Consider the following 12,363-nt stretch of genomic DNA (forward strand, 5'->3'; position numbering starts at 1 on the left):
GGCGCCTGCGCCACTCAGGAAATCTCGATCATCTCGAAATCGGCCTTGTCCGCGCCACAATCCGGGCAGACCCAATCGGCGGGAATGTCTTCCCAACGGGTGCCGGGGGGGATGCCCTCATCCGGCAGGCCCTGGGCTTCGTCGTAGATGAAGCCACACACGATGCATTGCCACTTGCTCATGCAGATCTCGCGTTGCCAGCACTCCTGCAGACCCTACTGCAATTGCCGGGGGCTCGCCAAGCACGCCGAGCGGGCCCGCGGCGCCCCTGGAGAGCGGCGGCCCGGGCCGCCGCGCGGGACGCTGCGACTCAGGCGATCTCGATCATCTCGAAATCCATCTTGCCCACGCCGCAGTCGGGGCACAGCCAGTCTTCCGGCACGTCCTGCCAGGGCGTGCCGGCGGCGATGCCTTCATCGGGCCAGCCCTGGCGCTCGTCGTAGATCAGCCCGCAGACCACACATTGCCACTTTTTCATTGTTACCTCAGGCGAGTCTTACTGTGTTGCGCGGGGCACGCTACCGCAAATTGCCCGGATGCGCCAAGCCGCCGGGGACGAATGTCACCCGGCGGCTTGGCGCGATGCGGGGCGTTAGCGCGCCTGCAGCAATGGATCGGTGATGCCCATGCCGTACATGGCGATCATGGTCAGGCTGCCGGCGGCCACGAGGTAGTAGAGGGTCGGCAGCATGGTCTTGCGCAGGGTGATGCCCTCGCGACCGAGCAGGCCGACGGTGGCCGAGGCCGCCACCACGTTGTGGATGGCGATCATGTTGCCCGCCGCGGCGCCGACCGACTGCGCGGCCACCATCATCGCGCCGGACACCCCGAGCAGGCCTGCAGCGTTGAACTGGAACTGCGACAGCATCAGGTTGGACACGGTGTTGGAGCCGGCGATGAAGGCACCCAGGGCGCCGACTGCCGGGGCGAAGAACGGGTAGATACCGCCCACGCTGTCGGCCACCAGCTGCGCCATGGCCACCGGCATCGACATCAGGTCGGAGGCGTTGACCCCCGAGTTGATCAGGATGCGCACCATCGGGATGGTGAAGATCAGCACGAAGCCGGCGCCCAGCAGGGTGCGGCTCGACTCATGGACCGCCGCGCCCAACTCCGCCAGACGCATGCGATGCAGCACGGCGGTGAGCAGCACCACGGCGCAGAGGATGCCGCCCGGCAGGTACAGCGGTTGGATGGCGCCGGAAACGCCGGTCTCGCCGAGGATGTCGGTCCAGCCGAAGCTGAGGGTCATCAGCGCGCCCTTCAGTTCGGGGAACACCCGCGAGGCCACGAGGAAGAGCGCCAGCAGCACGTAGGGTGCCCAGGCCATGCGCACGGAGATCGGCGCCTTGCCGGCGATGTCGTCGAGCTTCATCTCGATCCGGCCCATCCACTCGGCCGGCCAGTCCTTCGCGTCGGCGAAATCCCAGGCCTGCCTGGGCAGCAGGAAACCGGCCTTGGCGGCGGGAATCACGATGGCCAGGCCAACCATGGCGCCGATCATCGACGGGAACTCCGGGCCGAGGAACACGCCGGCGGCCATGTAGGGCAGCACGAAGCTCAGGCCGGTGAAGATGGCGAACGGCGCCATTTCCAGGCCTTCCTTCCAGGACTGATTCTTGCCGAAGAAGCGGGTCATGATCGACAGCATGATCAGCGGCATGAGGATGCCGATCAGACCGTGGGTGATCGCCACCCGGGAGAAGATCAGGTGGAAGAACACCTCCCAGCTGCTGTTCAGCGCGGTCAGCTGAGCGCTCATGCCGGCCTGATCCAGGCCGCCGGCGACCCCCACCAGGATCGGCGTGCCGACGGCGCCGAAGGACACCGGGGTGGACTGCACCATCATGCCCAGCACCACCGCAGCCAGGGCCGGAAAGCCCAGGGCCACCAGCAACGGCGCGGCCACGGCGGCCGGCGTGCCGAAGCCCGAGGCGCCCTCGATGAAGCAGCCGAACAGCCAGGCGATGATCAGGGCCTGGACCCGGCGGTCGGGGGTGATGGTGGCGAAGCCGCGGCGGATGGCGGCGATGCCGCCGGAGTGCTTGAGGGTGTTGAGCAGCAGGATCGCACCGAAGATGATCCAGAGGATCGCCGCGGTGAGGATCAGGCCTTGCAGGCTGGAGGCCAGGACCCGGTTGAAGGACATGTCCCAGGCCGTCAGGCCGATGCTCGCGGTGAGCAGGAAGACCACCGGCATGGCGTACTTGGCCGGCCAGCGCAGGCCGATCAGCAGCACACCCGCCAGCACCAGCGGCACGAAGGCCAGAATCGACAGCAGTGTTTGACTCATGGATTGGTTCCTAATTGTTGTTATGAACCAGGGTTTCCGGGGGTGTCCCGGCGCCACGCACGAGGGCCTTGCGGCCCGCAGCGCCGACCGGGGATCACCCAGGCCGACGCCTATGCTCAGAACCCCCGGCCGCGTGTGGCGGCCGGGGGTTCTACCGCTCGCTCCGCGAATCAGGCCTGCTGCTTGAAGCGCAGACGCCAGGCGTGCAGCAGCGGCTCGGTGTAGCCGCTGGGCTGCTCACGGCCCTTGAACACCAGGTCGCTGGCCGCCTGGAACGCCGCCGACTGGGCGAAGTTCGCCGCCATCGGCCGGTAGTGCGCATCACCGGCATTCTGCTGATCGACCACCTTGGCCATGCGCTCCAGGGTCTCGCGCACCTGGGCCTCGCCGACCACGCCGTGGTGCAGCCAGTTGGCGATGTGCTGGCTGGAGATGCGCAGGGTGGCGCGGTCTTCCATCAGGCCGACGTCGTGGATGTCCGGCACCTTGGAGCAACCGACGCCCTGCTCGACCCAGCGCACCACGTAGCCGAGGATGCCCTGGCAGTTGTTGTCCAGTTCTTCCTGGATCTCGCTGGCGCTCCAGTTGCGCTCGGCGGCCACCGGCACACTGAGCAGGCCGTTGAGCAGTTCGTCGCGCTGGCTGTTCAGGTCGATGGCCTCCAGCTCGCGCTGCACCGCCTGCACGTCCACCTGGTGGTAGTGCAGGGCATGCAGGACGGCGGCGGTCGGCGACGGCACCCAGGCGGTGTTGGCGCCGGCCTTGGGGTGGCCGATCTTCTGCTCGAGCATGGCCGCCATCAGGTCCGGCATGGCCCACATGCCCTTGCCGATCTGGGCACGGCCGCGCAGGCCGCAGTTCAGGCCGACCAGCACGTTGTTGCGCTCGTAGGCCTGGATCCAGGCACTGCTCTTCATGTCGCCCTTGCGCAGCATGGCGCCGGCGGCCATGGCGGTGTGCATCTCGTCGCCGGTGCGGTCGAGGAAGCCGGTGTTGATGAAGGCCACCCGCGCGCTGGCGGCGGCGATGCAGGCCTTGAGGTTGACGCTGGTGCGCCGCTCCTCGTCCATGATGCCCATCTTCAGGGTGTGGCGCGGCAGCTTGAGCAGGTCCTCGATGCGGCCGAACAATTGGTCGGCGAAGGCCACTTCGGCCGGGCCGTGCATCTTCGGCTTGACGATGTAGACGCTGCCGGTGCGCGAGTTGCCGCGACGCTGCAGGTCGTGCAGGGCGATCAGGCTGGTCATCACGCCGTCGAGGATGCCCTCGGGGATCTCGTTGCCTTCGCCGTCGAGGATCGCCGGGTTGCTCATCAGGTGGCCGACGTTACGCACGAACAGCAGCGAGCGGCCGTGCAGCTTCAGCTCGCCACCGGCGGCGGCGGTGTATTCGCGGTCCGGGTTGAGGCGACGGACGATGCGCTTGCCGCCCTTCTCCAGTTCCTCGGTCAGGTCGCCCTTCATCAGGCCGAGCCAGTTGCGGTAGACCACCACCTTGTCGTCGGCATCGACCGCGGCCACCGAGTCCTCGCAGTCGAGGATGGTCGACAGCGCGGCTTCGATCAGCAGGTCCTTGACGCCGGCGGCGTCGGTGGCACCGATCTGGCTGTTCGGGTCGATCTGGATTTCCACGTGCAGGCCGTTGTTCTTCAGCAGCACGGCCTTGGGCGCGCTGGCCTCGCCCTGGTAGCCGATGAACTTGTCGGCCTGGGCCAGGCCGGTCTGGGTGCCGTCCTCCAGGGTCACCTGGAGCTGGCCGTCGACCACCCGGTAGCTGACGGAGTCGGCGTGGGAGCCGGTCGCCAGGGGCGCGGCCTGGTCGAGGAAGGCGCGGGCGAAGGCGATGACCTTGGCGCCGCGGGTCTGGTTGTAGCCCGGGCCCTTCTCCGCGCCGCCTTCTTCGGAAATGGCGTCGGTGCCGTACAGGGCGTCATACAGCGAGCCCCAGCGGGCGTTGGCGGCGTTCAGCGCGTAGCGCGCGTTCATCACCGGCACCACCAGCTGCGGGCCGGCCTGGCTGGCGATTTCGCTGTCGACGTTGGCGGTGCTGGCTTGCACGCTGTCCGGCTGGGCCAGCAGGTAGCCGATGGACTCGAGGAAGGCGCGGTAGGCCGGCATGTCGCTCACCGGGCCCGGGTGCTCGCGGTGCCAGGTATCCAGCTTGGCCTGCAGGGCATCGCGCTCGGCCAGCAGCGCGCGGTTGCGCGGCGCCAGGTCGTGCACCAGGGCGTCGAATCCGGCCCAGAACGCCTCGCGCTCGATACCGCTGCCCGGCAGCACTTCCTCGTCGACGAAACGTTGCAGGTTGGCGGCCACTTGCAGGCGCTGGCAGTTCACGCGATCGGTCATTTCTCTACTCTCCATCAAACGTCACTCGGGCGGCGCCGGGCGCCGCGTCAGTATTCGAATCAGCCCAGGGCGGCGATGCCGGCCTTGGCCACTTGCGCGTCCTGGTCGGCCTTGACCCCGGACACGCCCACCGCGCCGACCACCTGGCCGTCGACGATCACCGGCACGCCGCCTTCCAGCGAGGTCACCAGGGGGGCGGACAGGAAGGCGTTGCGACCGCCGTTGACCATGTCCTCGTAACCCTTGGTCTCGCGACGACCGATGGCCGCGCTGCGGGCCTTCTCGGTGGCGATGTAGGCGCCAATCGGCGCGCAGCCGTCGAGGCGCTCCAGGGCCAGCGGGTGGCCGCCGTCGTCGACCACGGCAATGGCCACGGCCCACTGGTTCTGCTGGGCTTCGGCGCGGGCGGCGGCGAGGATGCGGCTGACTTCGGTCTGGCTCAATACGGCTTTGCTATGCATGGTGATCTCCGGTTAATTCAGGGCTTCTTCGACGAGTTCGATCCAGTGCCGCACGGGGGTGCGGCCGGCGCCGTCGAGGTGGGTCTGGCAGCCGATGTTGGCGGTGACTATCACCTGCGGCTGGCCGCTCTCCAGGGCGTCGAGTTTGTTGTCACGCAGCTGCTTGGACAGCTCCGGTTGGGTCAGCGAATAGGTGCCGGCCGAGCCGCAGCACAGGTGGCTGTCCGGCACGGCGGTGAGGCTGAAGCCGAGGCGGCTGAGCACGCCTTCGACCGCGCCGCCGAGCTTCTGCGCGTGTTGCAGGGTGCAGGGGCAATGGAACGCCAGGCGCTTGTCGCCGCGCACCCCGAGCTGGTCCAGGGGCTCGGCACTGAGCACCTCGACCAGGTCCTTGGCCAGGGCGCTGACGCGCTTGGCCTTCTCGGCGTAGGCCGGGTCCTGGGCCAGCAGGTGGCCGTATTCCTTGACGAAGGCGCCGCAGCCGCTGGCGGTCTGCACGATGGCCTCGGCGCCCTGCTCGATGGCCGGCCACCAGGCGTCGATGTTGCGCCGGGCGCGCTCCAGGCCCTTGTCCTGGGCGTTGAGGTGGTAGTCCACGGCGCCGCAGCAGCCGGCCTCGAAGATCGGCGTGACGCTGATGCCGAGGCGATCGAGCACCCGCGCCGTGGCCGCATTGGTGTTGGGCGACAGGCCCGGCTGCACGCAGCCTTCGAGCAGCAGCACGCGGCGCCCGTGGCGCGGCTCGGGACGCGGCTTGGCGGCACGGGCCGCGCGCGGCAGCTTGGCCTGGAGGGTTTCGGGCAGCAGCGGGCGCAGCACCTGGCCGACCTGGGTCAGGCCCTTGAACAGGCTGGCGTTCGGCACCACGGCGCGCAGGCTCTCGCGCAGCGCACGCTGGGCCAGCGGACGCGGCACGGCCGCATCGACCACGGCACGGCCGATGTCCAGCAGGTTGTGGTAGTCCACCCCCGAGGGGCAGGTGGTTTCGCAGTTGCGGCAGGTCAGGCAACGGTCCAGGTGCAGCTGGGTCTTGGCGGTGACCTCGCTGCCTTCGAGCACCTGCTTGATCAGGTAGATACGCCCGCGCGGCCCGTCCAGCTCGTCGCCGAGCAGCTGATAGGTCGGGCAGGTGGCGTTGCAGAAGCCGCAATGCACGCAGGTCCGCAGGATGCGTTCGGCTTCTTCGCCACGCGGCAGACGCTTGGCTTGTTCACTCAGGTTCGTCTGCACGGGTTACACCTCGGAATACATGCGGCCAGGGTTGAAGATGCCCTGGGGGTCGAGCTGGGCTTTCAGCTGGCGGTGGTAGCGCTGCAGGGGCGCCGCCAGCGGGTGGAACGGGGTGTCGCAGTGACCGGCGCTGAAGCAGGTGGCGTGGCCGCCGACTTCGCCGACGATCTGCCGGATCGAGGCGGCATCGGCGTCGGACTTCAGCCAGCGCTGGGCGCCGCCCCAGTCGATCAGCTGATCGCCGGGCAGTGCCAGCACGCCGGTGTGGCTCGGCACGGCCAGGCGCCACAGCGGCCGCGCATCGGCGAAGAAGGCCAGGCGCTGGTCGCGCAGGTCGGTCCAGTAGTCGCCCTCGAGCGCCTCACCGCCGAGGCGCTCGCGGGCCGCGGCCACCGAACCCTCGCCGCCTTCCAGGCGCAGGTGCAGGGCCTGGCCGTCATGGCTGGCGGCGCTCAGCGGAATCGGCTGCTGGCCCCATTCGGCAAGCTTCTGCAGGGCCTGGGCGGCGTCCATCTGCAAACGCAGGCTGAGGGTCTGGCGCGGCTTGGGCAGCACCTTGAGCGACACCTCGGTGATCACCCCCAGGCAGCCGAAGCTGCCGGCCATCAGGCGCGACAGGTCGTAGCCGGCGACGTTCTTCATCACCTCGCCGCCGAAGCGCAGGTGCTTGCCCAGGCCGGTGATCACCCGGGTGCCGAGGACCAGGTCACGGACCGCGCCGGACCAGGGCCGACGCGGGCCGGACAGGCCGGCGGCGAGCATGCCGCCGACCGTGGCGTCCTCGGTGAAGTGCGGGGCCTCGCAGGTGAGCATCTGCCCGGCCTCGTCCAGCGCCGCCTCCAGCTCGACCAGCGGCGTGCCGGCGCGGGCGGTGATCACCAGCTCGGTCGGGTCGTAGCTGACGATGCCGCGGTGGGCACGGGTGTCGAGCACCTCGCCGCCGACCTGGCGGCCGAGAAAGGCCTTGCTGTTGCCGCCCTGAATGCGCAGCGCAGTCGAGCTGCCCAGGGCGTGATTGACTTGTTCCAGCAGCGCCGCACTGGCGTCTGCGTCGTGACGCATGACCATTAGAAACGCTCCAGTTCGGGGAAAGGCAGCTGCCCGTGGTGCACATGCATGGAGCCGAACTCGGCGCAGCGGTGCAGGGTCGGGATGTTCTTGCCGGGGTTGAGCAGGCCGCTGGGATCGAAGGCCGCCTTCACCGCGTGGAACAAGGTCAGCTCGTCGCTGTTGAACTGGGCGCACATCTGGTTGATCTTCTCGCGGCCCACGCCATGTTCGCCGGTGATGCTGCCGCCGACCTTGACGCAGAGTTCGAGGATCTTGCCGCCGAGGGCCTCGGCGCGCTCCAGCTCACCGGGCTGGTTGGCATCGAAGAGGATCAGCGGGTGCATGTTGCCGTCGCCGGCGTGGAACACGTTGGCCACGCGCAGGCCGAACTCCTCGGACAGCTCGCTGATGCCCCTGAGCACGCCGGGCAGCTCGCGGCGCGGGATGGTGCCGTCCATGCAGTAGTAGTCCGGCGAGATGCGCCCGACCGCCGGGAAGGCATTCTTGCGCCCGGCCCAGAACTTGACGCGCTCGGCCTCGTCGCGGGCCAGACGCACCTCGGTGGCGCCGGCCTGCTTGAGCACCGCCTCGACCCGCGCGCAGTCGTCCTGCACGTCGGCCTCGACGCCGTCCAGCTCGCACAGCAGGATGGCCTCGGCCTCCACCGGGTAGCCGGCGCGGATAAAGTCTTCGGCAGCACGGATCGCCAGGTTGTCCATCATCTCCAGGCCGCCGGGGATGATGCCGGCGGCGATGATGTCACCGACCGCGCGCCCGGCCTTCTCCACCGAATCGAAGCTGGCCAGCAGCACCCGCGCCACCTGCGGCTTGGGCAGCAGCTTGACCGTGACCTCGGTGACGATGCCGAGCATGCCCTCGGAGCCGGTGAACAGCGCCAGCAGGTCGAAGCCGGGGGCGTCCAGGGCATCGCTGCCCAGGGTCATGCGCTCGCCCTCGACGGTGAGGATCTCCACCTTGAGCAGGTTGTGCACGGTCAGGCCGTACTTCAGGCAGTGCACGCCACCGGCGTTCTCGGCGACGTTGCCGCCGATCGAGCAGGCGATCTGCGAGGACGGGTCCGGTGCGTAGTACAGCTCGTAGGGGGCGGCCGCCTGGGATATCGCCAGGTTGCGCACGCCGGGCTGGACCCGGACGAAACGCCCCGCGGGATTGACCTCGAGGATCTGCTTGAAGCGCGCCATCACCAGCAGGATGCCCTGCTCCAGCGGCAGCGCGCCGCCGGACAGACCGGTGCCGGCGCCACGGGCCACCACCGGCACCTGACGCTGGTGGCAGAGCTTGAGCAGGCTTTCCACCTGCTCGACCCGCTCGGGCAGCACCACCATCAGCGGCGTGGTGCGGTAGGCCGACAGACCATCGCACTCGTAGGGCTTGAGGTCTTCCTGGGTGTGCAGGATTTCGAGATCCGGCAGGCGCGCTTGCAGCTCGCTCAGCAATGCGGACTTGTCGACCTTGGGCAGCGCGCCGTCGACGCGCTCGTCGTACAGAATATTCATTAGCAGGCTCAATCAGGCAGCGTCATGGTTCTGGTCAACCCGGGAATCGCGTTCCCGGACTGCTGATGTGACGCCAATATGTAGACCTGGCGAATCTCCACGTCCATCGCAAATGACACTGGTACGACCAGTTTTTAGCGACGAATAACCTGATATCTCTTGGATTTATCCTTATGAAATCAGGCCTTCAGGTTTATAGTTGCAGTCCTGTGGATATCTTTACTGAACTGGTCCTACCAGCTTAGCGAGGCACCGTGATGAGCGAATCAACTGCCGCCCCCCGCCGCCAGGTCAGCGACGTGGTGGCCGAACGCATCGAGCGCCTGATCGTCGACGGCGTGCTCAAGGTCGGCCAGCCGCTGCCCTCGGAACGGCGCCTGTGCGAGAAGCTGGGCATCTCCCGCTCGGCGCTGCGCGAGGGCCTCAAGGTGCTGCGCGGGCGCGGCATCATCGACACCGCCCAGGGCCGCGATTCGCGGGTCGCCGCGCTGAGCGGGCCGCGCGACGCCAGCCCGCTGATGAGCCTGTTCAGCTCGCAGCCGCGCACCCTCTACGACCTGCTGGAGGTGCGCGCGCTGCTGGAGGCCGAGTCGGCGCGCCTGGCGGCGCTGCGCGGCACCGACGCCGACTTCGTCCTGCTGACCCGGCGCTACGAGGAGATGCTCGCCGCCCACGACCGCCCCGAGGGCGTCGAGCCGCGGGAGCATGCGCGCCTCGACCACGCCTTCCACCTGGCGATCTGCGAGGCCTCGCACAACCCGGTGCTGCTGCACACCCTGCAGTCGCTGACCGACCTGATGCTCAGCAGCGTGTTCGCCTCGGTCAACAACCTCTATCACCGGCCGCTGCAGAAGCGCCAGATCGACCGCCAGCATGCGCGCCTGTACCACGCGGTGATCGAACGCCTGCCGGAACAGGCGCAGCGCGCGGCCCGCGAGCATATCCACGGCATCCGCGACAACCTGCGCGACATCGAGCAGGAAGAACAGCGCCTGGTGCGCGCCACCATGCGCCTGGAGGGCTGGTCCTAAGCACCGCCGCGAGCCGCCGTGAGCGGCCCCGCGGCAAACGGCGGCGAACGCCGTGGTAGACTCGCGCGCTTCCGATTCGCGGTGAACCTGCCCGTGCCCTACGCCTCCCTAGCCCACCCGCCCCGCTGGCTGAGCGCCACCCAGCTGCATCCGAGCCCCGCGGCCGGGGTGTACAGCTGGCTGTTCGTCAACCAGGACTCGCTGACCCAGCGGCTGATCGCGCTGGCCGCCGGCCACTTCGATGTCTGCCCGCTGGCCGAGGGCTGGCAGCGCCTGCGCAAGGACGAATGCGCCGCCCTCGGCGTGGCGGACGGCAGCCTCGGCTGGGTACGCGAGGTGTACCTGCGCGGCCACGGCCAGCCCTGGGTGTTCGCCCGCAGCGTGGCGGCGCGCTGCGCCCTGGAAGGCTCCGGCCTGAACCTCGACCAGCTCGGCAGCCGCTCCCTGGGCGAACTGCTGTTCAGCGACCGCGCCTTCCAGCGCGGCGAGCTGCAGGCCTGCCACTACCCGGCGCCCTGGCTGCCCGCCGAGGTGCGCGCCGAGCGCCTGTGGGCACGGCGCTCGCGCTTCAGCCGCGGCGCCCTCGGCGTGCTGGTGGCCGAGGTGTTCCTGCCGGCGTTCTGGCCGGCGGCGGGCGTCGAGGCCTAGGCTGGATAACGCTTTAGCGATCCACCCTGTGCCGCCTTCGCCCGTATAATCCGCGCAACCCGCACGGAGACGCGCCCGATGTACACCCACCTGCTGAAGTCGCTCAATCGCCTGCACCCCCGCACCTGGGACTTCATCCAGCTGATGCGCCTGGACAAGCCGATCGGCATCTACCTGCTGCTATGGCCGACGCTGTGGGCGCTGTGGGTGGCGGCAGAAGGCGTGCCGAGCGCGAAGAACCTGCTGATCTTCGTCTTCGGCGTGATCCTCATGCGCGCCGCCGGCTGCGTGATCAACGACTACGCCGACCGCGACTTCGACGGCCACGTGGCGCGCACCCAGGCGCGGCCGCTGGCCAGCGGGCGGATTCAGCCGCGCGAGGCGCTGCTGCTGTTCGCCGTGCTGGTGGCGGCGGCCTTCGTGCTGGTGCTGCTGACCAACGCCGCCACGGTCTGGCTGTCCTTCGGCGGCCTGGCCCTGGCCGCCTGCTACCCCTTCATGAAGCGCTACACCTTCTACCCCCAGGTGGTGCTGGGCGCGGCATTCTCCTGGGGCATGCCGATGGCCTTCACCGCCGAAACCGGCGGCGTGCCGCCGGAGGCCTGGCTGCTGTACATCGCCAACCTGCTGTGGACGGTGGCCTACGACACCTACTACGCCATGGCCGACCGCGACGACGACCTGAAGATCGGGGTCAAGTCCACCGCCATCCTGTTCGGCGAGGCCGACCGCCTGATCATCGCCAGCCTGCAGGGCCTGGCCCTGCTGTGCCTGCTGCTGGCGGCGGCGCGCTTCGAGCTGGGCCTGTACTTCCACCTCGGCCTGCTGGCCGCCGCCGCCTGTTTCGCCTGGGAGTTCCACGCCACGCGCAACCGCAAGCCGATGGCCTGCTTCAACGCCTTCCTGCACAACCACTGGGCCGGCCTGGCGATCTTCCTCGGCCTGGTGCTGGACTACGCCCTGCGCTGAGGCGGCCGCTTCGGAGGTGTAGACTGGCAGCGCCAGGCTGTCATATCGCTGCAATATTTCCGTTATCTAATGCGGCGCTAGACAGTTGAACGAACCGAGGCGGGACCCATGGTTGGCAAGAACATCCTGATCGTCGACGACGAAGCACCGATCCGCGAGATGATCGCGGTGGCCCTGGAAATGGCCGGCTACGAGTGCCTGGAAGCGGAGAACACCCAGCAGGCCCACGCCATGATCGTCGACCGCAAGCCCGACCTGATCCTCCTCGACTGGATGCTGCCCGGCACCAGCGGCATCGAATTGGCCCGGCGCCTCAAGCGCGACGAGCTGACCGGCGACATCCCGATCATCATGCTCACCGCCAAGGGCGAAGAGGACAACAAGATCCAGGGCCTGGAGGTCGGTGCCGACGACTACATCACCAAGCCCTTCTCGCCGCGCGAGCTGGTCGCCCGCCTCAAGGCCGTGCTGCGCCGCGCCGGCCCCAGCGACAGCGAGGGGCCGATCGAGGTCGGCGGCCTGCTGCTCGACCCCATCAGCCACCGCGTCACCATCGACGGCAAGCCGGCCGAGATGGGGCCCACCGAATACCGCCTGCTGCAGTTCTTCATGACCCATCAAGAAAGGGCGTACACCCGCGGCCAGCTGCTCGACCAGGTCTGGGGCGGCAACGTCTACGTCGAGGAGCGCACCGTCGACGTGCATATCCGCCGCCTGCGCAAGGCCCTCGGCGAGGCCTACGAGAACCTGGTGCAGACCGTGCGCGGCACCGGTTATCGTTTCTCCACCAAGAGCTAACGGCCGCTCGGTGGGTTA

General features: G+C 68.7%; 12 protein-coding genes. 4 read left to right on the top strand and 8 right to left on the bottom strand.

Annotated features, from left to right (window positions below; all coding sequences use genetic code 11):
- Positions 1-14 precede the first annotated feature (14 nt).
- The 8 genes from I0D00_RS11545 to glcD all read right to left on the bottom strand — a co-directional run bounded on the left by I0D00_RS11545 (position 15) and on the right by glcD (position 8,899).
- Complete coding sequence (locus tag I0D00_RS11545) at positions 15-182, bottom strand: rubredoxin (protein WP_213639852.1); 168 nt, start codon at positions 180-182, stop codon at positions 15-17.
- Between the two features lie 128 nt (positions 183-310).
- The gene (locus I0D00_RS11550; protein ID WP_213639853.1) at positions 311-478 is read right to left on the bottom strand and encodes a rubredoxin; all 168 of its coding nucleotides are present in this window, start codon (positions 476-478) and stop codon (positions 311-313) included.
- Positions 479-592: 114 nt separating this feature from the next.
- Positions 593-2,293, bottom strand: coding sequence for an L-lactate permease (locus I0D00_RS11555; RefSeq protein ID WP_213639854.1), 1,701 nt, complete (start codon positions 2,291-2,293; stop codon positions 593-595).
- A 170-nt stretch (positions 2,294-2,463) separates the two neighbouring features.
- Positions 2,464-4,641: a malate synthase G gene (locus I0D00_RS11560; protein WP_213639855.1), complete on the bottom strand. Its 2,178-nt coding sequence runs from the start codon at positions 4,639-4,641 to the stop codon at positions 2,464-2,466.
- A 59-nt stretch (positions 4,642-4,700) separates the two neighbouring features.
- Positions 4,701-5,102, bottom strand: a complete 402-nt coding sequence (locus I0D00_RS11565; protein ID WP_213639856.1) for a heme-binding protein — start codon at positions 5,100-5,102, stop codon at positions 4,701-4,703.
- A 12-nt stretch (positions 5,103-5,114) separates the two neighbouring features.
- Positions 5,115-6,332, bottom strand: coding sequence for a glycolate oxidase subunit GlcF (glcF, locus tag I0D00_RS11570; RefSeq protein WP_213639857.1), 1,218 nt, complete (start codon positions 6,330-6,332; stop codon positions 5,115-5,117).
- Between the two features lie 3 nt (positions 6,333-6,335).
- Complete coding sequence (glcE, locus tag I0D00_RS11575; RefSeq protein ID WP_213640273.1) at positions 6,336-7,394, bottom strand: glycolate oxidase subunit GlcE; 1,059 nt, start codon at positions 7,392-7,394, stop codon at positions 6,336-6,338.
- A gap of 5 nt (positions 7,395-7,399) precedes the next feature.
- Positions 7,400-8,899 carry a glycolate oxidase subunit GlcD gene (gene glcD / locus I0D00_RS11580; protein WP_213639858.1) on the bottom strand — a complete coding sequence of 500 codons (1,500 nt, stop codon included), beginning with the start codon at positions 8,897-8,899 and terminating at the stop codon, positions 7,400-7,402.
- 257 nt (positions 8,900-9,156) lie between these two features.
- On the opposite strand from glcD, the gene glcC reads away from it, so the two are divergent.
- The 4 genes from glcC to phoB all read left to right on the top strand — a co-directional run bounded on the left by glcC (position 9,157) and on the right by phoB (position 12,345).
- Positions 9,157-9,930, top strand: a complete 774-nt coding sequence (gene glcC / locus I0D00_RS11585; protein WP_213639859.1) for a transcriptional regulator GlcC — start codon at positions 9,157-9,159, stop codon at positions 9,928-9,930.
- A gap of 93 nt (positions 9,931-10,023) precedes the next feature.
- On the top strand, positions 10,024-10,578 hold the full coding sequence (locus I0D00_RS11590) for a chorismate lyase (RefSeq protein ID WP_213640274.1): 555 nt from the start codon (positions 10,024-10,026) through the stop codon (positions 10,576-10,578).
- 78 nt (positions 10,579-10,656) lie between these two features.
- Positions 10,657-11,547 carry a 4-hydroxybenzoate octaprenyltransferase gene (ubiA, locus tag I0D00_RS11595; protein ID WP_213639860.1) on the top strand — a complete coding sequence of 297 codons (891 nt, stop codon included), beginning with the start codon at positions 10,657-10,659 and terminating at the stop codon, positions 11,545-11,547.
- 108 nt (positions 11,548-11,655) lie between these two features.
- Entirely contained in the window at positions 11,656-12,345 is a 690-nt protein-coding gene (gene phoB, locus I0D00_RS11600) for a phosphate regulon transcriptional regulator PhoB (protein WP_213639861.1), read from the top strand.
- Positions 12,346-12,363 lie beyond the last annotated feature (18 nt).

The organism is Pseudomonas lalucatii (genome assembly GCF_018398425.1).
GTDB lineage: Bacteria > Pseudomonadota > Gammaproteobacteria > Pseudomonadales > Pseudomonadaceae > Aquipseudomonas > Aquipseudomonas lalucatii.

What these genes read in the sequence shown, in the direction of transcription:
- glcC (WP_213639859.1), top strand. Translation starts at nt 9,157, where the DNA reads ATGAGCGAATCAACTGCCGCCCCCCGCCGCCAGGTCAGCGACGTGGTG.
- I0D00_RS11545 (WP_213639852.1), bottom strand. Translation starts at nt 182, where the DNA reads ATGAGCAAGTGGCAATGCATCGTGTGTGGCTTCATCTACGACGAAGCC.
- ubiA (WP_213639860.1), top strand. Translation starts at nt 10,657, where the DNA reads ATGTACACCCACCTGCTGAAGTCGCTCAATCGCCTGCACCCCCGCACC.
- phoB (WP_213639861.1), top strand. Translation starts at nt 11,656, where the DNA reads ATGGTTGGCAAGAACATCCTGATCGTCGACGACGAAGCACCGATCCGC.
- I0D00_RS11550 (WP_213639853.1), bottom strand. Translation starts at nt 478, where the DNA reads ATGAAAAAGTGGCAATGTGTGGTCTGCGGGCTGATCTACGACGAGCGC.
- glcD (WP_213639858.1), bottom strand. Translation starts at nt 8,899, where the DNA reads ATGAATATTCTGTACGACGAGCGCGTCGACGGCGCGCTGCCCAAGGTC.
- I0D00_RS11555 (WP_213639854.1), bottom strand. Translation starts at nt 2,293, where the DNA reads ATGAGTCAAACACTGCTGTCGATTCTGGCCTTCGTGCCGCTGGTGCTG.
- I0D00_RS11565 (WP_213639856.1), bottom strand. Translation starts at nt 5,102, where the DNA reads ATGCATAGCAAAGCCGTATTGAGCCAGACCGAAGTCAGCCGCATCCTC.
- glcE (WP_213640273.1), bottom strand. Translation starts at nt 7,394, where the DNA reads ATGCGTCACGACGCAGACGCCAGTGCGGCGCTGCTGGAACAAGTCAAT.
- I0D00_RS11560 (WP_213639855.1), bottom strand. Translation starts at nt 4,641, where the DNA reads ATGACCGATCGCGTGAACTGCCAGCGCCTGCAAGTGGCCGCCAACCTG.